Source organism: Brachybacterium sp. SGAir0954 (assembly GCF_005490785.1).
In the GTDB taxonomy this organism is placed as follows: Bacteria; Actinomycetota; Actinomycetes; order Actinomycetales; family Dermabacteraceae; genus Brachybacterium; species Brachybacterium rhamnosum.
The window spans coordinates 1,946,091-1,969,012 of the sequence record NZ_CP027295.1; the positions used below are offsets into that span (position 1 = coordinate 1,946,091).

The 22,922-nt window shown below is 73.9% G+C and carries 21 protein-coding genes and 1 tRNA gene; 13 read left to right on the forward strand and 9 right to left on the reverse strand.

Going from position 1 to position 22,922, the window contains the following annotated elements:
- Positions 1 to 26: 26 nt before the first annotated feature.
- Complete coding sequence (locus C1N80_RS08775; RefSeq protein ID WP_240811069.1) at positions 27 to 1,061, forward strand: phosphotransferase; 1,035 nt, start codon at positions 27 to 29, stop codon at positions 1,059 to 1,061.
- Here C1N80_RS08775 and C1N80_RS08780 read toward each other — a convergent pair whose 3' ends face one another.
- From C1N80_RS08780 to tdh, 3 genes are all read right to left on the reverse strand, one after another.
- Positions 1,062 to 2,267 (reverse strand): AAA family ATPase, encoded by a 1,206-nt coding sequence (locus tag C1N80_RS08780; RefSeq protein ID WP_137770411.1) that lies wholly within the window; start codon positions 2,265 to 2,267, stop codon positions 1,062 to 1,064.
- A gap of 70 nt (positions 2,268 to 2,337) precedes the next feature.
- Positions 2,338 to 3,552 carry a glycine C-acetyltransferase gene (locus C1N80_RS08785; RefSeq protein WP_137770412.1) on the reverse strand — a complete coding sequence of 405 codons (1,215 nt, stop codon included), beginning with the start codon at positions 3,550 to 3,552 and terminating at the stop codon, positions 2,338 to 2,340.
- A gap of 46 nt (positions 3,553 to 3,598) precedes the next feature.
- Positions 3,599 to 4,663 (reverse strand): L-threonine 3-dehydrogenase, encoded by a 1,065-nt coding sequence (gene tdh, locus C1N80_RS08790; RefSeq protein ID WP_137771715.1) that lies wholly within the window; start codon positions 4,661 to 4,663, stop codon positions 3,599 to 3,601.
- A gap of 178 nt (positions 4,664 to 4,841) precedes the next feature.
- Between tdh and hrpA the strand changes: the two genes are divergently transcribed.
- The 3 genes from hrpA (at position 4,842) to C1N80_RS08805 (ending at position 11,274) form a co-directional block, all read left to right on the forward strand.
- Positions 4,842 to 8,696 carry an ATP-dependent RNA helicase HrpA gene (gene hrpA, locus C1N80_RS08795; protein WP_137770413.1) on the forward strand — a complete coding sequence of 1,285 codons (3,855 nt, stop codon included), beginning with the start codon at positions 4,842 to 4,844 and terminating at the stop codon, positions 8,694 to 8,696.
- 460 nt (positions 8,697 to 9,156) lie between these two features.
- A complete protein-coding gene (locus C1N80_RS08800) occupies positions 9,157 to 9,762 on the forward strand; it encodes a hypothetical protein (protein ID WP_137770414.1) in 606 nt (201 codons plus the stop codon).
- A gap of 54 nt (positions 9,763 to 9,816) precedes the next feature.
- Positions 9,817 to 11,274 carry an NAD-dependent malic enzyme gene (locus C1N80_RS08805; protein ID WP_137770415.1) on the forward strand — a complete coding sequence of 486 codons (1,458 nt, stop codon included), beginning with the start codon at positions 9,817 to 9,819 and terminating at the stop codon, positions 11,272 to 11,274.
- A gap of 40 nt (positions 11,275 to 11,314) precedes the next feature.
- On the opposite strand, the gene C1N80_RS08810 is transcribed toward C1N80_RS08805, so the two are convergent.
- The gene (locus C1N80_RS08810) at positions 11,315 to 11,821 is read right to left on the reverse strand and encodes a VanZ family protein (RefSeq protein WP_137770416.1); all 507 of its coding nucleotides are present in this window, start codon (positions 11,819 to 11,821) and stop codon (positions 11,315 to 11,317) included.
- Positions 11,822 to 11,916: 95 nt separating this feature from the next.
- Here C1N80_RS08810 and C1N80_RS08815 point away from each other — a divergent pair, with 95 nt between their 5' ends.
- Together C1N80_RS08815 and C1N80_RS08820 are read left to right on the forward strand one after the other, a co-directional pair.
- A complete protein-coding gene (locus C1N80_RS08815; RefSeq protein WP_137770417.1) occupies positions 11,917 to 12,285 on the forward strand; it encodes a DUF3039 domain-containing protein in 369 nt (122 codons plus the stop codon).
- 142 nt (positions 12,286 to 12,427) lie between these two features.
- On the forward strand, positions 12,428 to 14,236 hold the full coding sequence (locus tag C1N80_RS08820) for a DEAD/DEAH box helicase (protein WP_168198071.1): 1,809 nt from the start codon (positions 12,428 to 12,430) through the stop codon (positions 14,234 to 14,236).
- A 15-nt stretch (positions 14,237 to 14,251) separates the two neighbouring features.
- Here the strand turns inward: C1N80_RS08820 and C1N80_RS08825 are convergent, their stop codons facing one another.
- Positions 14,252 to 15,631, reverse strand: coding sequence for a nicotinate phosphoribosyltransferase (locus C1N80_RS08825; protein WP_205750633.1), 1,380 nt, complete (start codon positions 15,629 to 15,631; stop codon positions 14,252 to 14,254).
- Between the two features lie 88 nt (positions 15,632 to 15,719).
- Between C1N80_RS08825 and clpS the strand changes: the two genes are divergently transcribed.
- The 6 genes from clpS (at position 15,720) to rdgB (ending at position 19,848) form a co-directional block, all read left to right on the forward strand.
- Positions 15,720 to 16,037, forward strand: coding sequence for an ATP-dependent Clp protease adapter ClpS (gene clpS, locus C1N80_RS08830; protein WP_137770420.1), 318 nt, complete (start codon positions 15,720 to 15,722; stop codon positions 16,035 to 16,037).
- The gene (locus C1N80_RS08835; protein WP_137770421.1) at positions 16,038 to 16,670 is read left to right on the forward strand and encodes a DUF2017 domain-containing protein; all 633 of its coding nucleotides are present in this window, start codon (positions 16,038 to 16,040) and stop codon (positions 16,668 to 16,670) included.
- A gap of 126 nt (positions 16,671 to 16,796) precedes the next feature.
- Entirely contained in the window at positions 16,797 to 17,660 is an 864-nt protein-coding gene (gene murI, locus C1N80_RS08840) for a glutamate racemase (RefSeq protein WP_137770422.1), read from the forward strand.
- Entirely contained in the window at positions 17,657 to 18,439 is a 783-nt protein-coding gene (locus tag C1N80_RS08845; RefSeq protein ID WP_137770423.1) for an MBL fold metallo-hydrolase, read from the forward strand. Before murI ends, C1N80_RS08845 begins: the two co-directional genes overlap by 4 nt.
- A gap of 24 nt (positions 18,440 to 18,463) precedes the next feature.
- Positions 18,464 to 19,216: a ribonuclease PH gene (gene rph, locus C1N80_RS08850; RefSeq protein ID WP_137770424.1), complete on the forward strand. Its 753-nt coding sequence runs from the start codon at positions 18,464 to 18,466 to the stop codon at positions 19,214 to 19,216.
- The gene (gene rdgB / locus C1N80_RS08855; protein ID WP_137770425.1) at positions 19,213 to 19,848 is read left to right on the forward strand and encodes an RdgB/HAM1 family non-canonical purine NTP pyrophosphatase; all 636 of its coding nucleotides are present in this window, start codon (positions 19,213 to 19,215) and stop codon (positions 19,846 to 19,848) included. The genes rph and rdgB overlap by 4 nt, the downstream gene beginning before the upstream one ends.
- Before the next feature lie 98 nt (positions 19,849 to 19,946).
- On the opposite strand, the gene C1N80_RS08860 is transcribed toward rdgB, so the two are convergent.
- The 4 genes from C1N80_RS08860 to C1N80_RS08875 all read right to left on the reverse strand — a co-directional run bounded on the left by C1N80_RS08860 (position 19,947) and on the right by C1N80_RS08875 (position 22,070).
- A complete protein-coding gene (locus tag C1N80_RS08860; protein ID WP_137770426.1) occupies positions 19,947 to 20,483 on the reverse strand; it encodes an NUDIX hydrolase family protein in 537 nt (178 codons plus the stop codon).
- A 69-nt stretch (positions 20,484 to 20,552) separates the two neighbouring features.
- Positions 20,553 to 21,203 carry a histidine phosphatase family protein gene (locus tag C1N80_RS08865; protein WP_137770427.1) on the reverse strand — a complete coding sequence of 217 codons (651 nt, stop codon included), beginning with the start codon at positions 21,201 to 21,203 and terminating at the stop codon, positions 20,553 to 20,555.
- Positions 21,204 to 21,314: 111 nt separating this feature from the next.
- Positions 21,315 to 21,767 carry a hypothetical protein gene (locus tag C1N80_RS08870; protein WP_205750634.1) on the reverse strand — a complete coding sequence of 151 codons (453 nt, stop codon included), beginning with the start codon at positions 21,765 to 21,767 and terminating at the stop codon, positions 21,315 to 21,317.
- Positions 21,768 to 21,988: 221 nt separating this feature from the next.
- Positions 21,989 to 22,070: transfer RNA gene (locus C1N80_RS08875), tRNA-Leu, on the reverse strand.
- Between the two features lie 65 nt (positions 22,071 to 22,135).
- Here C1N80_RS08875 and C1N80_RS08880 point away from each other — a divergent pair.
- Complete coding sequence (locus C1N80_RS08880) at positions 22,136 to 22,891, forward strand: SDR family oxidoreductase (RefSeq protein WP_137770428.1); 756 nt, start codon at positions 22,136 to 22,138, stop codon at positions 22,889 to 22,891.
- Positions 22,892 to 22,922 lie beyond the last annotated feature (31 nt).

Genomic DNA, 22,922 nt, shown 5'->3' on the forward strand with positions numbered 1-22,922 from the left:
GGGGCGCGGCCGCCTATCGTGGCCCGGTGACCTCGGATCCCGTCCCTCCGCCTCCGTCGGCCCCGCTGCCTGTCAGTCCGTCGACCGTCAGCCCGCCGCCCGCCGACCTCCCTGTCGACGAGCGGCGGGTCCGGCGTCTGCTGGGGGAGCTGGACCTCGAGCCCGGCGTCGAGCGCGCGTCGCTGCAGCTGCGCATCGGGCCCGCGCCGCTCGGTGAGGGATGGGACAACGTGCTCTGGCCCGTGGGGAAGCACCGGCCAGTGGGGGAGGAGCGGCCCGAGCGGGGGCATCGGCAGCAGGCCGGGGCCGACGGCCGACCGGTCGTGCTGCGGGTCGTCCGACGGGAGGCGGCGCGGCCGCTGCTCATGCGCGAGGCGATCGTGCTGCGCCTGCTGAACGGTGCCGGGCCGCTGCCGATGCGCATCCCTGATCTGCTCGGAACGCACACCGACGCGCTGCTGGTGACCTGGACGTCCGGGGAGGTCGCCGCCTCGGCCCCGGCCGTGCAGCAGGAGCGGGCCGCCGTGGCGCTCGCGGAGATGCTCGGCGCGGTGCACTCCCTCCCCCTCGACACTTCCCTCGAGCGGAACCCCGTGCGGGGCGTGCCGCTCGTGACCCGGGCCGCGGCCTTCACGCACGATCTCGACCGGGCGGAGCTCCCCGGCCGGGCCCGCGACGAGGCCCGCCGTCGCTGGGACCGCGGGCTCCGCGCCGCGACCTGGGCGGGCCCGGACCTGCTGCTCCACGGGGACCCCCATCCAGGGAACCTCGTGGTCCCGGAGGCCGGCGCCGAGCCGCCCGTGCTCATCGACTGGGGTGATGCGACCCCCGGTGACCCCGCGAGCGACCTGGGCGCCCTGCTGCTCCACCGCCCGGATGCGGGGATCCTCGCGCGCTACCGCGCGGCGGCCACCTGGCCGGGCATCGAGGACGCGGCCCTCTGGGCGGCGCTCGCCGAGCGGGCAGGCGCGTGGTCCGTGCGGCTCGCCCTCGCGCTGGTCACCGCCTACCCGGTGGAGCACCCGCTGGGACGGGTGGGGCATCGTCTGCTCGACGCCTGATCAGCGTCCCGCCTCGTCCCGGGCTGCACCGGGCGCCGGATCACGCGCGTCACCGGACGGGCCGGCGCCGTCCCGGATCAGCGTAGCCAGCTCCTCCGGGGTCCGGCCGTGGACCTCGAGGGTCTTCTCCCCGTCGCGCGGCGGCACGGCCCGCTCGCGCGAGGCGCGCTCCAGGACCGCCTCGACCTGCTCGTCCGAGGCGCCGAGGAGGTCGTCGCCCGCGAGCATCGGCCCCTCGCCCCCGCGTCGGCGCAGCGCCCGCTCCCGCAGGGCGCCGGGCTCGTCGTCCAGCCGCACGACCTGCGCCGGCCGGACCGGGAACGGCGCGGTGACGACGAGCTCCTGCATCCCCGCCCCGACGAGCACAGCGGCGACGGCCGCGAGCACGTCCAGACCGAGCGCGGGATCCTGCCAGGCCTCTGCGGAGACGGGCTCTGCGGAGACGGCCTCCGCGGCGTCGGACCCGTCGCCGCCGTCGGAGCTCCGGAAGGAGAGCTGGGCGAGATCGAGGAACCCGGTGGGGCGTCCCTGCGCCCAGCCGCCGCTCGCGAGGGACCTGGCGACCCTCGAGGCGCCCGCGCAGCGCGGTCCGGTCACACACGGCACCGGTGTTTTGAGCGCATCGTGCTCCGCGCGCCGCTCCCGGTCGCTGGGTGCGTGGTCGGCGAGCCGTCCTCCGGGCGCCTCCCCCTCTCCGGGCGGGGCGGATCCCGCCGCCGTCGCCAGGTGCTCCTGGACCGCGGCGGCCGCCTGTGCCTCGTCGACGCCGTCGACCGGGAGACCGGTCCAGTCGGGGTGCCGCCGCCGGGACTCGGCGCTGCCGGTCGCGACGGTCTCCTCGACCATGGACGGTCCCCATCCGCGTCCCTGCAGCCGTGCGTGCAGCGTCTCCGGCTCCGCGGTCAGCCACAGCGAGCGGGTGCGGCCCGGTGCGGTCTGCGGCGGCGGTGCGACGGGATCGGCGACCCCGGAGACCAGGAGCAGGCGGGTGCCACGCCCGCGGTGGACGGCGGCGAGCGCGATCAGGGCGCGTTCCTTGAGCGCCCAGCGGTCGTCGTCGCCCTCCCGCGCGGGGTAGAGCATGCCGAGCTGATCGACGTCCACGTACCCGACCGACGGGCGGGCCGAGGACTTCTCCTGCGCGATCCTCTGCGCGAGCGTCGACGTCCCGGCCCCGGGCGGTCCTGCGAGCCTGATCACGTCCATGCGCAGGACCGTATGTGCGGCCCGGGCACCGGGGCGAGCGAGTGTCGGGTGTTCTCGTGCGGACGGACCGTCAGCCTTGCACGGCGGCGCGGGCGGCGACGAAGGCGCGCACCGCGGCCTCGACGTCCTGTTCGGTGTGCGCGGCGGAGAGCTGCACACGGATCCGCGCCTTCCCCTGCGGGACGACCGGGTAGGAGAAGGCGGTGACGAAGACGCCCTGCTCGAGCATGGCGTCGGCCATGCGCCCGGCGAGCGCCGCGTCGCCCAGCATGACGGGCACGATCGCGTGCTCGCCGGGGAGCAGGTCGAAGCCCTCCTCCGTCATCCGGGTCCGGAACAGCTCCGCGTTGCGGAAGAGGGTCGCCCGCAGCTCGGCGCTGCCCTCGACGAGCTCGAGCGCCTGCAGGGTCGCCGCGGTGATCGAGGGGGCGAGGGAGTTGGAGAACAGGTAGGGGCGGCCCTTCTGCCGCAGCAGCGCGACGATCTCGGCGCGGCCGGAGACGTAGCCGCCGCTCGCCCCGCCGAGGGCCTTGCCGAAGGTGCCGGTGTAGAGGTCCACGCGGTCGGAGACGCCGAAGTGCTCGGGCGTGCCCGCGCCGGTGGCGCCCATGAAGCCCACGGCGTGGGAGTCGTCGACCATGACCAGGGCGCCGAACTCCTCGGCGAGGTCGCAGATCCCGGGGAGCGGGGCGAGGTAGCCGTCCATCGAGAACACGCCGTCGGTGACGATCACGGTGCGGCGGGAGGGCGCGCCGTCGTTCTGGGTGCGGGTCGCCTCGAGCTGGGTGCGGAGGTCCGCGAGGTCGGCGTTCGCGTAGCGGTAGCGCACGGCCTTGGACAGCCGGATCCCGTCGATGAGGGAGGCGTGGTTCAGGGCGTCGGAGACGATCGCGTCCTCCCGGCCGAACAGCGGCTCGAAGACCGCGCCGTTCGCGTCGAAGCACGAGGAGAACAGGATCGTGTCCTCGGTGCCGAGGAAGGCGCTGAGCGCCTGCTCGAGCTCGAGGTGGAGATCCTGGGTGCCGCAGATGAAGCGCACGGAGGCCATGCCGAAGCCGCGCTCGTCGAGCGCCCGCTTCGCCGTGTCGACGAGGCGGGGGTCGTCGGCCAGGCCCAGGTAGTTGTTGGCGCAGAAGTTCAGCACCTCGGCGCCGTCGCGGCCGGCGGGCCCGGCGGTGATCCGGCCGGCCTGGGGCGTGGTGATGACGCGCTCGTGCTTGAAGGTGCCGGCCTCCTCGATCGCGGTGAGCTCGGCGGTCAGCTGGTCCTTGAGGTCGGTGTACACGGGGGTCCTTCCGGGGTGGCGGTGACGGGGATGGGCGCGGGGCGGGTCAGTCCGAGTGCTCCCAGTCCAGGAGCACCTTCCCGCCGCTGCCGGAGCGGGCAACGTCGTACGCCTCCTCCCAGCGGGCGGCGGGGAGGACGTGGGACACGGTCGCGAGGACCCGCTCGCGCAGCACGGGCGAGGTGGAGATCATGGCGCTCATCGCGTTCCAGGTCTCGTACATCTCGCGGCCGTAGATGCCCTGCAGCGTGAGCATGTGGGTGATGACGGTGGTCCAGTCGAGCTCGAAGTGCCGGGCCGGCAGTCCGAGCAGGGCGATCTTCCCGCCGTGGTTCATCGTCGCGATCATGCCCTGCAGGGCGGAGGGCTGGCCGGAGATCTCCAGGCCCACGTCGAAGCCCTCCTTGAGGCCCAGGTCCAGCTTCGCCCGGTCGACGGTGGTCGTCGCGACGTTCAGGGCGAGGTCCACCCCGGCGGCGCGCGCCATCTCGAGGCGGTGCTCGTGGACGTCGGTGACGGCGATGAAGCGGGCCCCGGCATGGCGGGCGACCGCGGCGGCCATGAGGCCGATGGGCCCGGCGCCGGTGATGAGCACGTCCTCGCCGACGAGCGGGAACTTCAGCGCGGTGTGCACGGCGTTGCCGAAGGGGTCGAAGAGGGCGCCGAGCTCGGGGGAGATGAGGTCGGTGCGGCCCTCGTGCTCGTGGACCCAGACGTTGAGGTAGGGGATCGCGACGTAGTCGGCGAAGGCGCCGTCGCGCTGCACGCCGACGCTGCGGGTGCGGATGCACATCTGCCTGCGGCCGGCGCGGCAGTTGCGGCAGGTCCCGCACACGACGTGCCCCTCGCCGGAGACGCGATCGCCCACGCGCACGTCGCCGGCCTCGGCGCCGACCTCGACCACCTCGCCGTAGAACTCGTGGCCGGGGGTGAAGGGCACCGTGTCGCACATGGCGCGGGCGGAGTCGTCCCAGTCCTGGATGTGGAGGTCGGTGCCGCAGATCCCGGCGCGCAGCACCCGGATGAGGACGTCGTGGGGGCCGCACGCGGGCCGGGGCAGCTCGACGAGCTCGAGGCCGGCGGCGGGGGAGGTCTTGCGCAGTGCGCGCATGGGGGGCTGGGACATGGGTGGTCTCCGTGGCTCCATCGCTCGGGGTGCGCCGGGGTCTCCGGACGCAGGGCACGAGTCTAGGGGCCGGGCCGCAGGAGCGCGGGGCTTCGCACCGTCCTGCGGGGCGGAGGGAATCCCCGTGACCGTCCAGGTCGTCGGCCCGTAGAATCGATCCGCCATGACCACGCCCGCCCTGCGCATCCAGTACCCCGCGGACCTCCCCGTCTCCCAGCGCCGCGACGACATCGTCGAGGCGCTGCGCGAGCACCAGGTCGTCGTCGTCGCCGGCGAGACCGGCTCCGGCAAGACCACGCAGATCCCCAAGATGCTGCTCGAGATGGGCCTGGGGGCGGAGGGCCGCCTCGTCGGCCACACCCAGCCGCGACGGATCGCGGCGCGCTCCGTCGCGAGCCGGATCGCGAGCGAGCTCGGCGAGACCCTCGGCGAGGGGACCGTCGGCTACCAGGTCCGCTTCACGAAGCAGACCGCCAAGGGGGCGCGGCTGAAGCTCATGACGGACGGCATCCTGCTCGCGGAGATCGGCCGCGACCGGCTGCTGCGCCGCTACGACGTGATCATCATCGACGAGGCGCACGAGCGCTCGCTGAACATCGACGTCATCCTCGGCTACCTCCGCCAGATCCTCCCCGAGCGGCCCGACCTCAAGGTCGTCATCACCTCCGCGACCATCGACCCGGAGCGCTTCGCGGAGCACTTCGCCGCGACCCTTCCCTCCGGAGAGCGGGTCCCCGCACCGATCATCGAGGTCTCCGGGCGCACCTTCCCCGTCGAGGTCCGCTACCGCCCGCTCGTGCTCGAGCCGGACCTCGAGGAGGACGACGAGCTCGAGGACGTCCACTCCGTCGAGCGCGACCTCACCCAGGCCGTCCTCGACGCGGTCGACGAGCTCGCGGCGGAGGGGCCCGGCGACATGCTCGTCTTCCTCCCCGGGGAGCGGGAGATCCGCGAGATCTCCGACGCGCTCACCGCGCACCTCGCCCGCGGCACCCGCGGCCGAGCCGCCCTGCCCGTCGAGGTGCTGCCGCTGTTCGGCCGGCTCTCCGCCCAGGACCAGCAGAAGATCTTCTCACCGCCCTCGGCGGGCACCTACCGCCGCGTCATCCTCTCCACGAACGTCGCCGAGACCTCGCTGACGGTCCCCGGCATCACCTACGTCATCGACTCGGGCCTCGCCCGCATCTCCCGCTACTCCCAGCGCACCAAGGTCCAGCGCCTGCCCATCGAGCCCGTCTCGCAGGCGAGCGCGAACCAGCGCTCGGGCCGCTCCGGTCGCACCCACGCCGGCATCGCCGTGCGCCTGTACTCCGAGGAGGACTTCGAGGGTCGCCCCGAGTTCACCGAGCCGGAGATCCTGCGCACCTCCCTCGCCTCCGTCGTGCTGCTCATGACCTCCCTGGGCCTCGGCGACGTCGAGTCCTTCCCCTTCGTCGAGCCGCCCGCGAGCCGCGCGATCATCGACGGCGTGCGCCTGCTCGAGGAGCTCGGCGCGATCGAGGACGACCCGCGCTCGCCGGGCGGCCGCCGCCTCACCCGCGTGGGCCGCACCCTCGCCCGCTTCCCGCTGGACCCGCGGATGGCGCGCATGCTCATCGAGGCGGACCGCCTGGGCGCCCTGCGCGAGGCCCTCGTCATCGTCGCCGCCCTCTCCATCCAGGACCCGCGGGAGCGGCCGCTCGGCCAGGAGCAGCAGGCCCGGGAGAAGCACAAGCGCTTCGAGGACGAGACGAGCGACTTCCTCGCCCTGCTGAACCTCTGGAACCACCTCAAGGAGCGCCGCGACGAGCTCTCCTCCTCCGCCTTCCGGCGCGAGGTGCGCCAGGAGTTCCTGCACTACCTGCGGATCCGCGAGTGGTGGGACCTGCACGCCCAGCTGCGGGACATGGCCAAGGACGCCGGGCTCTCCGCGAACGACACCCCGGCCTCCCCGGCCGCGATCCACCAGTCGCTGCTCGCCGGGCTGCTCAGCCACGTCGGCCTCTACGACGACCGCACCCGCGAGTACTCCGGCGCCCGCGGCGCCCGCTTCGCCCTGTGGCCCGGCTCCGCCCTCGCCAAGAAGCGGCCCGAGCTGGTCATGGTCGCCGAGCTCGTGGAGACGTCCCGGCTGTGGGGGCGCACGGCCGCCCGCATCGACGCCGCCTGGGCGGAGGAGGTCGGCGCGCACGTGCTCAAGCGCTCCTACTCCGCCCCGCACTGGTCCTCGAAGCAGGCGAGCGCCATGGCCCACGAGAAGGTCACGCTCTACGGCGTGCCGCTCGTCGCGGATAGGGTCGTCGGCTACGGCCGCGTGGACCCCGAGGCCGCGCGCGACATCTTCCTGCAGAACGCCCTGGTCGAGGGGGACTGGCGCACCCGCCACCACTTCTTCCGCGACAACCGGGCGCTCGTCGCCGAGCTCGAGGAGCTCGAGGCGAAGACCCGCCGGCGGGATCTGCTGGTCTCCGACGAGCAGGTGTTCGGCTTCTACGACGCCCGGATCCCGCGCGAGGTCGTCTCCGGCCGGCACTTCGACTCCTGGTGGAAGAAGCAGCGCCACGAGACGCCGGACCTGCTCACCCTCACCCAGAAGGACCTGCTCGCGGCGGAGGACGACGTCGCCGAGACCCTGCTCGCCGAGTTCCCCGACGTCTGGGTGCAGGGGGACCTCACCCTCCCGCTCAGCTACTCCTTCGGCGAGGTCGGCGCGAAGGGCGCCGACGGCGTCACCGCGACCGTGCCGCTCGCCGTGCTCAACCGGCTCGAGCCTCGCGGCTTCGACTGGCTCGTGCCAGGCATGCGCGAGGAGCTCGTCACCGAGCTGATCCGCTCCCTTCCCAAGCCCATCCGCCGCCACCTCGTGCCCGCCCCCGAGCGGGCGAGGACGGTCGCCGCGACCCTCCACGACGACGACCCCGACGCCGGTGAGCCCTTCCTCGAGGCGGTCGCCGACGAGCTCGTGGGCCTGCCCGGCGTGCCCGACGACCTCGGCCTCTACGGCCCCGAGTTCGACACGGCGAAGCTGCCGCCGCACCTGCGCATGCACTTCCGGGTCGTGGACGCGAAGGGTCGCCAGATCGGCGCCGGGGACGACCTCGCGGCGCTCAAGACGCAGCTCAAAGCCCGGATCGACACGACCGTCTCCACCCAGGGCGACGACCTCGCCCGCACCGACCTGCCCGGCTTCCCTGAGGCCGGGGTGCCGCGCACGCACGTCTCCCGCACGGGCGGGCTCACCGTCACCGGCTATCCGGCGCTCGTCGCCCGCCGCGGGGAGGACGGCCGCCTGCAGCGCGTGGACCTCGCCGTGCTCGCCACCGCGGACGAGCAGGCGCTCGCCCACCGCGAGGGCGTCGTCGCGCTCGTGGACCGGGCCGTCGGCACGGACCTCCAGGGCGTGCTGAACGCCCTCCCGAACCCCACCAAGCTCGCCGTCGCCGGCTCCCCGTACGCGAGCACCGCCGCGCTGCTCGAGGACGCCTCCCGCGCCGCGACCTCCGCGCTCGTGGGGGAGGGGGACGTGCGCGAGCGCGCCGCCTTCGACGCGCTCGTCGCCGAGGTCCGCGCCCGGCACGACGACCTCGCCGCCCAGGCGGTGAAGGACGCCGCCGCCGCGCTCGCGGTGAACGGGAAGCTCCAGAAGGAGCTCTCCCGGGTGCCCTCGCTGTCGGTGCTCGGCCAGCTCACCCGGGTGCGCGAGCACGCCGCCTCGCTGCTGGGGGACGGCTTCGTCTCCCGCACCGGGGTGGAGCGCCTGGGCGATCTACGCCGCTACCTCGAGGCGGATCGCCTGCGGCTGCAGAAGCTCGCCGAGAACCCGCGCCGCGACGAGCAGCTCGACGGGCAGCTGCGGATGGCCGAGGAGCACTGGCACGCCGTGCGCGGCCGCCTCTCGCCGCGCCGCCGGCGCGAGGCCGACGTGCTCGAGATCGACCGGATGCTCGAGGAGTACCGGGTGAGCCTGTTCGCCCAGACCCTCGGCACCGCGATGACCGTCTCCGACAAGCGGATCCGCAGCGCCATCGCGGCGCTCTGAGGACGGCGCGGCGGCGCTCCGAGCGGTGCCGTCCGCGTGGTCGGGCGCACATGCCAGGGCCGTCGAAGCGTGCTCGCGCTCACGGGACGCGCCCGGTGGTCGAACTTTTGCCGTCGGATCCTCGGCGCGGGCGCTGCGGAGCGGCTCCGGCCCCGGTCGCGCCCGGTTCCCGGGCGGTCACCGGCGACGATGCCCTGACAGGCAGGTGTCCGAAACGCCGTCAAGGACGGTCAAGGATCGTCATGCGTCGGCAAAACGGCACTCCGGCGAGGCGGACTTTCCCGGTGTGATCCGCGAAACCCCTGTTCACAGCGCTGCGAGCGGTCCGTACCGTCGATCGGACTCCCACCGGGGCGCGGTCGGCCCATCTCCTGGCCCGCAGCCCCGGTCCGCCGCCGGGTCCCCGGCCGCGGATCCGACCGCGTCCTCCGGGGCGCCCCGCCCGAAGGTGCTCTCCCGTATGTCCGTCTCCCGCCGCCACCTGCTCCGCGCCGCTCCGCTGGGCCTCGCCGCCGTCTCCGTCCCCACGTTCGCCGCGACCGCGCTCGCCGCCCCGTCGGCCCCCGCCGAGGCCTCCGACGAGTGGACCGAGGAGTTCCTGACGCGCGCCGAGAACCGCGAGTACTTCGCGCTGGACGACATGGACGACTGGCAGACCGACAACGCGCGCTTCGTCATCGCGGTGTGCAAGGGCCACGGCATCAGCGCCCACGGCGCCCAGATCGTCCTCGCGACCGCGATCGTCGAGGCGTGGCTGTACAACTACGAGCCGGCCGTCGACCTCGACTCCGGCGGCATGTTCCAGCAGCGTCCCTCCATGGGCTGGGGCACCGCGGAGCAGGTCCGTCACAAGAAGCGCGCGATCGACGCCTTCCTGGGCCTCGGCGACCACTCGGAGGCCCCCGGCCTGCTCGACGTGGCCCCCGACTACGAGAGCTGGGACGTAGGCAGCGCCGCGCAGGCCGTGCAGGCCAGCGCCTTCCCCGAGCGCTACCAGGAGCAGGCTGAGGCCGCCGCGGCGATCTGGGACCGCTTCCAGTCCGAGGTGGACCCCTACACCGACTGACGAGTCCGACGGGGTGGTGCGCCCGAGCGCCCCGCGCTCGTTAGGCTGTGCCTCATGTCACCGTCGCCGTCTGTCAGCTACTCCATCACGATCCGCCTCGAGTTCGAGGCCCGCTCCGCCGCGGTCAGCGACATCACCAGTCGCCTCGAGCAGGGCGGGGCCACGGTCACCGCACTGGACGTCTCCGCCTCGGGCCCCGAGCGCATGCGCGCGGACATCACCGTGCTCACCGCCGGCCACGACCATGCGATGCAGGTCGTGGAGTCCCTCAAGGACCTCTCCGGGGTGGAGCTCGGCAAGGTCTCCGATCGCACCTTCCTCGCCCACCTGGGCGGCAAGCTCACCGTCGAGTCGAAGCTGCCGATCCGCCACCGCGACGACCTCTCGATGATCTACACCCCGGGCGTGGCCCGCGTGGTCAAGGCCATCGCGGAGAACCCCGAGGACGCCCGTCGCCTCACCATCAAGCGCAACACCGTCGCGGTCGTCACCGACGGCTCCGCGATCCTGGGCCTGGGCGACCTCGGCCCGCTCGCCGCGATGCCGGTCATGGAGGGCAAGGCCGCCCTCTTCAAGCGCTTCGCGAACATCGACGCCTTCCCGATCTGCCTGGACGCCCACTCGGTGGACGAGATCGTCTCCCACGTCAAGGCGATCGCCCCGGTCTTCGCGGGCATCAACCTCGAGGACATCTCCGCCCCGCGCTGCTTCGAGATCGAGGACCGCCTGCGCGCGGAGCTCGACATCCCCGTCTTCCACGACGACCAGCACGGCACCGCGATCGTGGTCGTGGCCGCGCTGCGCAACGCGCTGCGGGTCGTCGAGAAGGACATCGCGAGCGCCCGCATCGTGCTCTCCGGCGCGGGCGCCGCGGGCACCGCGATCCTGCGCCTGCTGCGCGCCGCGGGCGCCCGGGACGTCGTCGTCACGGACATCCACGGGATCGTCCACGAGCGGCGCGAGCAGCTCGAGGGCCGCCTGCCGTGGATCGCGGAGGTCACCAACCCCCGCGAGCTCACGGGCACGCTCTCCGACGCCATCCGCGACGCGGACGTCTTCATCGGCGTGAGCGCCGGCAACATCCTCTCGGCCGAGGACGTCGCGACGATGGCGGAGCGCTCGATCGTGTTCGCGATGGCGAACCCGACCCCGGAGATCGACCCGGCGGAGGCCGCCAAGCACGCGGAGGTCGTCGCGACCGGCCGCAGCGACTTCGCCAACCAGATCAACAACGTGCTCGCCTTCCCGGGCGTGTTCCGCGGGCTGCTGGACGCGCACGCCACGAAGGTCAGCGACCGGATGCTGCTCGCCGCCGCGAAGGCCCTCGCCGACGTCGTCTCGGCCGACGAGCTCAACCCCACCTACATCGTCCCGAGCGTCTTCCACGACGGGGTGACCAAGGCGGTCGCGAGCGCGGTCGAGGAGGTCGCCCGCGAGGAGGCCGGCACGGTGGACACGATCACGGGCGCCATGCGGCCGGTCTACGCGGACGAGATCGTCCTCGAGCGCTGAGCGTGCGCGGCCGCTGGCCGCGCCCCGGGCGTGACCCGGATCAGGCCCGCGGGCCGTCGACGGCGAGCTCCGTCTCGTCCTCGGCGGCCCGTCGCCGTCCCCGCGCCCGCCGCCGCTCGAGGGACCAGGCGGTCACGCCGCCGCCCACGCCGATCACCCCGGCGAGGAGGTCGAGCGGATCGGCGGAGCGCCCGGGCATGAGCGCCCCCTGCAGGATCTCCACGAGCGCCGCCTCGAGGACCACGGCGATCGCGACCCAGCCGATCGGGAAGCGGCGGCGCGAGGCGAGCAGGCGGCCGATCGCCCACACGGTGAGCGCCATGACGAGCAGGTGCCAGAGCTTGTCCATCCCCGGCACGCCGACCCCGGGGGTGCCCTCGGGCAGCGAGGGCAGGAAGAAGCCGATGTTGAGGACGAGGGCGAGCGCCGCGACCGCGATCCGGGCGGCGGGGGAGCCGCCGGCGCGGCGCACCTCGGCGGGGACACGGGAGAGGAACGCCGCCGCTCGCGCGGGGATCGTCGGGGGCAGGTCCGTCCCGGTGCTCATGCCCCGCATCGTCCCACCGCCGCTCCCTGACAGCGCGGAGGCGGGGCCGCTAGGCTCGGGGGGGTCCGCCCGCGCCATCGCCCCAGGGAGCCGTCATGTCCTCCACCTCCGACCCGTCGCGCACCGACCCCTACGCCGATCAGCCCGGCTCCGGCTCGACGGCCGTGCTCGACCGCCAGAAGCAGGCCCAGGAGCAGGAGACCGACGGCGGCGACCACGACCGCTTCGCCCACTACGTGCGCAAGGACAAGATCACCCAGGCGGCCCTCGACGGCACGCCCGTGATCGCCCTCTGCGGCAAGGTGTGGGTGCCCGGCCGCGACCCGAACAAGTACCCGGTCTGCCCGGAGTGCAAGGAGATCTACGAGGGCCTGCGCGAGCCCGCCGACGGCGGCGACGGCAAGGGCGGCAAGGGCGGGGGGAAGGGCGGCGGCTTCCGCGGCTTCTTCGGCGGCCGCCGCTGATCCTCGCATCGGCCCCGCGGGCCCGTGCCCGTCCCGACCGGGGAGGGTGCGGGCCCGCGTCCGTGACGACGCGCCGGGGCGACTTCCTCACATCGTCCCTGCAGGGGGTTCGTCGGCCCGCGACGGTACGGTGGACGGCGTTGTGACGACTCCTTCCCTCTTCTCCGCGAGCGACCCGCGCCACCCCTCCGAGGCGGCCGCGCGATCGCTGTCCCCGGCCTACCCCGAGCGCGCCGCGTGGGGCACCGCCACCAAGCTCCGCGCCTGGCAGGCGGAGGCCCTCGAGCTCTACCGCAGCAGGTCCCCCAAGGACTTCATGGCGGTCGCGACGCCCGGCGCCGGCAAGACGACCTTCGCCCTGCAGATCGCCGCCGGCCTGCTGCAGGAGGGGACCGTCCGCCGGATCACGGTGGTCGCCCCGACCGAGCACCTCAAGACCCAGTGGGCCGACGCCGCCGCGCGCGTGGGCATCTCCCTGGACCCGAACTTCTCGAACGCCCAGGGCCGCCACGGCGCCCACTACCAGGGCGTCGCGCTCACCTATGCGCAGGTGGGCATGCATCCGGCGCTGCACCGGGCGCGCACCGAGGCGGACCGCACCCTCGTGATCCTCGACGAGATCCACCACGCGGGCGACTCCCGCACCTGGGGCGACGGCGTGCGCGACGCGTTCGACCCGGCCGTGCGGCGGCTCTCGCTCACGGGAACGCCGTTCCGCTCCGACGACTCGCAGATCCCCTTCGTCACCTACGAGGAGGACGGCGAGGGCTTCCTGCGCTCGAAGGCGGACTACACCTACGGCTACGGCGAGGCGCTCAAGGACCACGTCGTGCGCCCCGTGCTGTTCATGACCTACTCCGGGCGCATGCACTGGCGCACGAAGACCGGCGACGAGGTCTCCGCGCAGCTCGGCGCGCTCGAGACGAAGGACATCACCCAGCAGGCCTGGCGCACCGCGCTCGACCCCAAGGGCGACTGGATCCAGACGGTGCTCGCCGCCGCCGACCGCCGCCTCACCGAGGTGCGCCGGCACGTGGCCGATGCCGGCGGCCTCGTCATCGCGACGGACCAGAAGGCGGCCCGCGCGTACGCCGCGACCCTGCACGACATCACCGGCGAGCAGCCCACCGTGGTGCTCTCCGACGACGCCGGCGCGGGCGCCCGCATCGAGGCGTTCTCCGCCTCGAAGGACCGCTGGATGGTCGCGGTCCGCATGGTCTCCGAGGGCGTCGACGTGCCGCGGCTCTCCGTGGGCGTCTATGCGACCTCGACCGCGACGCCCATGTTCTTCGCGCAGGCCGTGGGGCGCTTCGTGCGCTCGCGGACCCGCGGCGAGACCGCGAGCGTCTTCCTGCCGACGGTGCCGATCCTCATGGCCCACGCCGCCGCGATGGAGGCCGAGCGGGACCACGTGCTGGACCGTCGGCCCGCGGAGGGCGACGCGGAGACCGGCCTCGACGAGTCCCTCATCGAGCAGGCGAACCGGTCCGAGCAGGCCTCCGACCAGCTCGAGATGTCCTTTGAGGCGCTCGAGTCGAAGGCGTCCTTCGACCGGGTGCTGTTCGACGGCGGCGAGTACGGCTCCGGCGGCGTCGAGGGCAGCGAGGACGAGCAGGACTTCCTGGGGATCCCGGGCCTGCTGGACGCGGACCAGATGCGCACCGTCCTCCAGCAGCACCAGGCGGATCAGCAGGAGCGGCTGCGGCGCGCGGGCGGCTCCCGCGCCGAGGAGCGGCAGGTGCCGGTCGTGGACCACCGCCGGCTCATGGAGCTGCGCAAGGAGCTCAGCTCGCTCGTGGGCGCCTGGTCGCGCAAGTCCGGCACGCCCCACGGCTCGGTGCACAGCTCGCTGCGCTCCCGCACCGGAGGCCCCGCCGTCGCCCAGGCGAGCGCGGAGCAGATCCAGGCGCGGATCGACCTGCTGCGCGGCTGGTTCGTGGGCCGGAAGTAGCCCCCGGGCGGAGCGTCAGCCCAGCGCGCGGGCCGCCTGGGCGCCGTCGGTCAGGGTCGGGATCGCGATCGGGCCGTCGGGGCCGTCCTCCGGTCGCAGGCAGAGCTCCGCGAGCGAGGAGGCGTGCCGCTCCCGCCCGTGCTCGAGCGCCTCGACGGGGGAGAGGTCCCAGACCCGGTGCCCGTCCTGGAGCAGCGGCACCTGGAGCGGCCGCAGCCGCGTGCGCGCCCACTCCGCAGGGGCCTGTGAGGCGAGCAGCTGCGCGGTGAGCTCCCGATCGAACTCCGCGACCTCCGCCTCGCCGGGGAGCACGAGCTCGGCCCGCGCCCGGTCGCCCACGAGGAGCCGGTAGGCGCTCTTGCCGGCGCCGAGGGTCTGCTTGTCCGCGGAGCGCTTGCCGACCGGGTGCATGGCGCCGTCTGCCCCCTCGCGCTCGACGAGCTTGAAGACGAAGCCGGGAGCGGGGTGACCGCCCCCGGTGACGAGCCGCGTGCCGATGCCGTAGCCGTCGATCGGGGCGTCGGCGAGCTCGTCGAGCCGGTGCTCGTCCAGGTCGCTCGTCGCGGTGATGCGGGTCGACGTCGCGCCGAGGGAGTCCAGCAGCGCGCGGACCTCCTGCGCCTGTGCGCCGAGGTCCCCCGAGTCCAGGCGCACGGCGCCCAGCTCCGGTCCGGCGATGTCGACGGCGGTGCGGACAGCCTGCTCGACGTCGTAGGTGTCCACGAGCACCGTCGTCCCGGCGCCCTGGGACGCGATCTGCGCGCGGAAGGCCTGCTCCTCGGTGTCGAAGAGCAGGGTGAAGGCGTGCGCGGAGGTCCCCGCGACGGGGATCCGGTAGTGGGCGCCCGCGGCGAGGTTCGAGGTCGAGGCGAAGCCCACGAGGTAGGCGGCGCGGGCGGCGGCGATCGCGGCGTCCTCGTGGACGCGGCGCCCGCCCATCTCGATGCAGGGACGGCCGCGGGCGGCGGTGATCATCCGCGAGCCCGCGGAGGCGACGCCGGAGTCGTGGTTGAGGATCGAGAGCACGACGGTCTCGAGCATGACGGCGTCCGCGAAGGTGCCCTCGATGCGGAGGACGGGGGAGCCCTCGAAGAACAGCTCGCCCTCGGCGTAGCCGTGCACGTCGCCCGTGAATCGGTAGTCGGCGAGGAAGGCGAGGGTGTCCTCGTCGAGCATGCCGGTGCGCCGCAGGTAGCGGAGGTCCGCCTCGTCGAAGCGGAAGTCGGCGATCGCGCGCAGCACCCGGTCCGTGCCCGCGAGCACGCCGTAGCGACGGCCCTCGGGGAGGGAGCGGGTGAAGACCTCGAACACGCAGGCGCGCTCCGCAGTGCCCGCCTCACGGGCGGCGCGGAGCATCGTCAGCTCGTACAGGTCGGTGAGCAGGGAGGAGGTCACGGCCCCACCGTAATGTGTACGGCCACCTCCGGCGCAGGCGCGCCACGTAGAATCGCCCCTGCCTTCCCCCGTCCCGTCAGGAGATGTCATGCCCGCCGTGCTGTCGCAGCCCCGATCCGCGCCGGGCGCAGCGACCGACGTGAGCCCGCAGGAGCGGCCGACCGCGGAGGGCCCCTGGGCGACCGCGGTGCACAACGACCCCGTGAACCTCATGAGCTACGTCGTCTACGTGTTCCGCCGCCACTTCGCCTACTCGCGCCCGGTCGCCGAGGCGCTGATGACGCAGGTCCACGAGGAGGGCCGGGCGATCGTGTCCCGCGGCTCCCGCGAGCGGATGGAGACGGACGTGCAGGCGATGCATTCCTACGGCCTGCGCGCCACCCTCGAGCGGGCGGGGGAGGACTGAATGGCCCACGCGTTCCGCCGCCGGCCCGACTCGACCCTCGCCTGCCGCCTCGACGGTGAGGAGAAGGCGATCCTCGCGCAGGTCGCCCAGGAGACCGCCGAGCTCATCCGCACCGACCTCGGCATCGAGACCGGGAACGGCTCCCTCCGTCGCGCCGCGCGCAGCGAGGACCCCCTCCAGCGGCTCGAGGCGGAGTTCGCGGCGCGGGAGGCGCGGGAGCCCTCCGACAGCGCGGTCCGGCGCCTGTTCCCCGCCGCGAGCGAGGACCCGGAGCTGGCCGCCGAGTACCGGCGGCTCGGCCAGCAGGACCTCGCCGAGGCGAAGCTCGCGGACCTGCGCACCGTGATGTCGATCCTCGACGGGTCCGGTCCCGGGCACGGCGAGGTGGTGATCGACGAGGAGCAGGCGGTCGTCGTCCTGCGCGCCCTGAACGACGTGCGGATCGTGCTCGCGGACCGCCTGGGCCTCGAGCGGGACGGCGACTTCGACACCGTGCGGATGCTCCAGCAGATCGGGGAGCGCGTCGAGGGCGCCTCCCCGGAGGACGACGAGCACGTGGGCTCCGAGGTCGTCATCGCGGTGTACGAGCTGCTCTCCTGGCTGCAGGAGTCGCTCCTGCGCGCCCTCGACTGATCCCCGTCGGCCCTGCTGCGCCCATCGCTCCCCGGCCCCCTCGCGCCCGGGGCGCGGCGCTGTGACCCTCGACCCACTGAGCGCGCCGTCACTGCCCGCGCGGCGCGCGCGCCCTAGCCTTCTGGGATGGACAGCGTGGTGGGGACGAGCGGTCCGGGCGAGCACGGCCCGGCCTCCGGCAGCGCGCCGATCGGCGTCTTCGACTCCGGTGTGGGCGGGCTGACCGTCGCCCGCGCCATCCTCGACCAGCTGCCCGGCGAGGAGATCCTCTACATCGGGGACACCGCCCACACCCCCTACGGGCCCCGCCCCATCGCGGAGGTCCGCGCGCTCGCCCTGGACATCATGGACTCGCTCGTGGAGCGGGACGTGAAGATGCTCGTCATCGCCTGCAACACCGCGAGCGCCGCCGTCCTCCGGGACGCCCGTGAGCGCTACGACGTGCCCGTCGTCGAGGTCATCCAGCCGGCGGTGCGCCGCGCCGTCGCCGCCACCCGCAACGGGAAGGTCGGCATCATCGGCACCCGCGCGACCGTCTCCTCGCGCGCCTACGACGACGCCTTCGCCGCCGCCCCCGCGCTCGAGATCACCTCCGCCGCGTGCCCCCGCTTCGTGGAGTTCGTAGAGCGCGGCGAGATCAGCGGCGACGAGATCGTCGAGGTGGCGGAGGAGTACCTCGCCCCGGTCAAGGCCGCCGGCGTGGACACGCTGGTGCTCGGCTGCACCCACTACCCGATGCTCGCCGGACCGATCCGGCTCGTCATGGGGCCCGAGGTCACGCTCGTCTCCTCCGCGGAGGAGACCGCGCTGGACGTCTACCGGCAGCTGCGCGCCGCCGGCATCCAGCGCACCGACGCGCGGCCCCCGCAGCACGTCTTCGCGGAGACCGCGGACGGCCTCGGCGGGCCCTCGATGTTCGCCCGCCTGTCGCGCCGCTTCCTGGGCCCGGCCGTGACGATGACGACGACCCTCCCGGTGGTGGTGCCATGAGGATCCGCGTGATCGGCTGCAGCGGCAGCTTCGCCGGCCCGGACAGCGCGGCCTCGAGCTACCTGCTCGAGGAGACCGACGCCGCCGGCCGCACCTGGCGCGTGCTCCTGGACCTCGGCTCGGGCGCCTTCGGGCCCCTCCAGTCCGCGATCGACCCCACGGAGCTCGACGCGGTGATCGTCTCCCACCTGCACCCGGATCACTTCCTCGACGTCACCGGCCTCGAGGTGTTCTGGGCGTACCACGAGCGCACGGACCTGCCCCAGCTCCCCGTGCACGGCCCCGCCGCCCTGCCGGACCGCCTCGCGGCCGTGCTCAGCCGCGACGGCCATGTCCCCGACGGCGTGGACCGCGTGCCCTTCGCCTACGGCGCGATCGAGGACGGCCAGCTCCTCGAGATCGGTCCGCTGCGCATCGAGGTGCGCGCCGTGCTGCACCCGGTGGAGGCCTACGGCTTCCGCATCACCAGCGGCGGCCAGGTGCTCGCCTACTCGGGGGACACGGACACCTGCCCGGCGCTGCTGGACCTCGCCGCCGATGCGGACCTCTTCCTCTGCGAGGCCGGCTACATCGAGGGCCGCGACGACCGCTTCGCGGGCGTGCATCTCACCGGCCGCCGCGCCGGGCTGATCGCGGAGCAGGCGCGCGTGCGCTCCCTCGCGCTCACCCATGTGCCGGCCTGGACCGACCCGGCCGTCCCGCTCGCGGAGGCCCGCGAGGTCTTCGACGGCCCTGCCCGCCTCGTCGCCCCGATGGATATCCTCGACCTGTCCCGCTGAACGACTCCGAGGAGCATCACCCCGATGACCACCCCTGCCACCTCCGCCCCGCGCGTCGACGGACGCACCCCCGAGCAGCTCCGCGAGGTGCGCATCACGCGCGGCTGGCTCGACCGCGCGGAGGGCAGCGCGCTCGTGGAGTTCGGCCGCACCCGGGTGCTGTGCGCCGCCTCCTTCACCGAGGGCGTGCCGCGCTGGAAGAAGGGCTCCGGCTCCGGCTGGGTCACCGCGGAGTACGCGATGCTGCCGCGCGCGACCGACTCCCGCTCGCAGCGCGAGAGCGTGAAGGGCAAGATCGGCGGGCGCACCCATGAGATCTCCCGCCTGATCGGCCGCTCGCTGCGCGCCGTCATCGACCTCGACGTGCTCGGGGAGAACACGATCCAGCTCGACTGCGACGTGCTCCAGGCCGACGGCGGCACCCGCACCGCCGCGATCACCGGCGCCTACGTGGCCCTCGCGGACGCGATCACCTGGGGGCGTCGCCACACCTCCCTCTCCGCGACCGCCGAGGTCCTGACCGACTCCGTCTCCGCGATCAGCGTGGGCATCGTCGACGGCCGCCCGCTGCTGGACCTCGAGTACCGCGAGGACGTCGCCGCGGACACCGACATGAACGTCGTCGTCACCGGCAGCGGCGGCCTCGTCGAGGTGCAGGGCACCGCCGAGGGCGCCCCCTTCTCCCGCGCCGAGCTGACGCAGCTGCTGGATCTCGCCGAGGGCGGCTGCGCGGATCTCGCGCGGATCCAGCGCGAGGTGCTGGCGGAGCAGCGATGAGCGTGCACTCCGTCCTCGGCGGAGCACGCGTCGTCCTCGCCTCGCACAACACGGGCAAGCTCGAGGAGCTGCGGCGGATCCTCGCCGACGCCGTGCCCTCGCTCGCCCCGGAGCAGGTGGTCTCCTCCGCGGGGATCGCGCTGCCGGACGTCGTCGAGGACCAGGTGACCTTCGAGGGCAACGCCCTGATCAAGGCCCGGGCCGCGGCGTCGGCGACGGGACTGCTCGCCGTGGCCGACGACTCCGGTCTTGCCGTGGACGTGCTCGGCGGGTCCCCGGGGATCTTCTCCGCCCGCTGGAGCGGCCGGCACGGGGACGACGCGGCGAACAACGCCCTGCTGCTCGCCCAGCTCTCCGACATCGCGGACGCCCACCGCGGCGCCCGCTTCGTGTGCGCCGCGGCGCTCGTCTCCCCGGACGGCCGCGAGATCGTCCTGCGGGGGGAGATGACCGGCCGCCTGCTCACCGCGGGGCGCGGGGAGGGCGGCTTCGGCTACGACCCGCTCTTCGTGCCCGACGGGGAGACCCGCACCTCCGCGGAGCTCACGGCCGCCGAGAAGGACGCGATCTCGCACCGCGGGAAGGCGTTCCGCGCGATCGCCGGGCACGTCGCGAAGCTGCTCGAGGGCTGAACCCCTCGACACGATCGACCGTCGCATGCAGCAGGCCCCCGGGGACGTCCTCGGGGGCCTGCTGCCGTCTCGTGGCGTGCGCGCGGCGGCGCGAGGGCTCAGATCACCCCGGCGTGCGCGAGGGCGCGGCGCACGACGATGTCGTGACCGCCCTCCATCTCGTCGAGGATCGTGGAGTCCAGGAGCTCCTGCACGGGCAGCCAGGCCAGCTCGAGGGCGTCCTCCTGCGGCTCGGTCTCCCCGCCCATCGGGACGAGGTAGGCGAGGGAGATCGCGTGCTGCCGCGGATCGGTGAACAGGGACTGCCCCGGGGTGGGGAAGTACTCGGCGACGGTGAAGGGCGTCGGGGACGCGGGGATCCGCGGCATGGCCATCGGCCCGAGGTCCTTCTCGACGTGACGGGCGATCGCCTCGCGCAGGGTCTCGTGGACGAGCACGCGGCCGGAGATGATCGTGCGCACGATCCGGCCGCTGCCGGAGGCGCGCAGGAGCAGGCCCACGTCGGTGACGGTCCCGTCCACGTCGGTGCGCACGGGCACGACGTCCACGTAGGGGATGGGCAGGAGGCGGCGCAGCTCGGTGATGCGCTCCGGCTCGAACCAGGCTCCCTCGGTGTCGACGGCGGTGCGGTTCACGGTGTCTCCTCGGTGGTGTGTCGACGGATCGGTCCAGGCGGCCGGTGCCGCCGGTGGGGCGGTCCCGCGTCAGTCGCGGGCGGGCTCGAGGCCCTGCGGGCGCAGATGGAGGTCCTCGAGGGCGAAGCGGGGGGAGCGGTCGCGCGGCACGGTGACGGCCGGGAACTCGACCTCGTCACCGGCGACCATGCGCACCCGCCAGGTCTCGCCCTCGACCTCGATGAGGGAGAGGGTCCCGTTCGGGATCGAGGGCAGGTGCTCGCCGGTGACGCCGGAGAGCAGCAGGCGGATGAGCGTGCCGTGGGCGACGATCAGGACGTTCTTCCCGGGGTGCTGCTCGGCGAGGTCCTCGAGCGCCTCGGCGGCGCGGTCCACGACGGACTGGGTGGTCTCGCGGCCGGGGAAGGCGCGGCCGGGGTAGCGCTCCTCCATATCGGCCACGGGGTTGCCCTCCGCGGCGCCCCAGTCGATCTCCACGAGCCGCGGCTCGGTGCCCGCGACGGGGATGTCGTGGTCCTCCGCGATGATCCGCGCGGTCTCCTCCGCCCGGGAGAGGGAGGAGGACATCGCGAGATCCCAGTCGACCGGGGGGACGGTGTCGAGCGCGACGTGGGCCTGCTCGCGCCCCGTCTCGTTCAGCGGCACGTCGCTGGATCCCTGGAAGAGGCCCTGCCGGTTGTACTCCGTCTGGCCGTGGCGGACGAGACCGAACAGGGTCATCGGGGATCTCCTCGAGGTCGGTGCGTGCGGGCGGTCGCGGCGCACGCCCGCCAGCGTACCGTCGGTGGTCGGCGCGGTGATCGGCGTGCCGCCCGTGGGGCGGGGCTGGGGTCAGTGCGCCTCGGCCGTGCGCGAGTCGGTGAGGGGGAGCGCGCCCCATCCGGCGAGCAGCCCCACGACCACCGCGAGCGCGCCGTCGGTGAGCGCCACGCCGTGGTGGAAGAGCGTGACGAGCGCGGTGTCCCAGGTGCCGGCGGGCAGCACGGAGGCGACGAGGACGGCGATGAGCGTGCCCGCGAGGGCGGTGCCGATGCTCGTCCCGAGCTCCTGGGCGGTGTCGTTGAGAGCGGCGCCGAGCGAGGTGCGGTTCTGCGGCATCGCCTCGACGAGGGCGACGGCGCAGATGATCATCACCGTGCGCATCCCGAGGGTGAGCACGACCATGGCCGCGGCGATCATCGGGAGATTCGCGAGGCCGGCGACGAGCGGGCTCCAGCCGTTCGCGTACTGGAAGTGCAGGATCAGGCCGAACATCATGCCGGCGATGGCGAGGGAGGAACCCATCTGCGCGAGGGCTGCGCAGGAAGGCCGACGGGACGTCCTGACGCCGTTCGCGGGTGACGGGGCACCGCGCCGACGTCGCCGTCGAGCCCGTCGCGTCCCTCTCCCCGGTGGGCACCGCCCGCACCTCCGCGAGCCGCCTGCCCGGCCCCCCGCCCGGGCCCGCGCGCAGCTGGTCGTCACCGCCGACGGGTCCGCGATCCTCGTGCCCGGCGGCCGTCGCGTGCGCGAGGGGGGACTCGAACCCCCACGCCCTGGGGCACTGGAACCTAAATCCAGCGCGTCTACCGATTCCGCCACTCGCGCGCCGGACCAGGGTAGCCGCAACCGGTAGGCTTCCCGGGTCACGTCCCCGTCCCACAGGAGAAGCAATGAGCGCCCTCGCAGGCAAGACCGCCGTCGTCACCGGATCCTCCCGAGGCGTCGGCGCCTCCACCGCGAAGCAGCTTGCCGCCCAGGGTGCGAACGTCGTCGTCAACTACCGCCAGAAGGCGCCCCGCGCGAACAAGGTCGTCGCGGAGATCGAGGCCGCCGGCGGCCACGCGATCGCCGTCGGCGCCGATCTCACCGATCCTGCGGGCGTCCGCTCCCTGCTGCAGGCCGCGGTGGACACCTTCGGCGGCCTCGACCTGCTCGTCCTGAACGCCTCCGGCGGCATGGAGAGCGACCTCGGCGAGGACTACGCGATGAAGCTCAACCGCGACGCCCAGGACGACGCCCTCACCGCCGGTCTCGAGCACCTCGGCGAGGGCTCGCGCGTCGTGTTCGTGACGAGCCACCAGGCGCACTTCATCAACGAGGTGGAGACCATGGCGCAGTACGAGGCCGTCGCCCGCTCCAAGCGCGCCGGTGAGGACGCGCTCACCGCGCGCCTCCCCGAGCTCGCCGAGAAGGGCGTCTCCCTCGTGGTCGTCTCCGGGGACATGATCGAGGGCACCGTGACCGCGACCCTGCTGAACCGTGCCGAGCCGGGCGCCCTCGAGGCGCGGCGCGAGGCCGCCGGCCGGCTCTACTCGGTGGACGAGTTCGCGACCGAGGTCGTGAAGGCTGCGACCGCCGACGTCCCCTCCGGACACGTCGAGCTCGTGGGCGGTGCGGGCGACTTCCTCGCCCGCACCCAGGGCTGATCCCCGCTCGCGATACGATTCCCGCAACCGA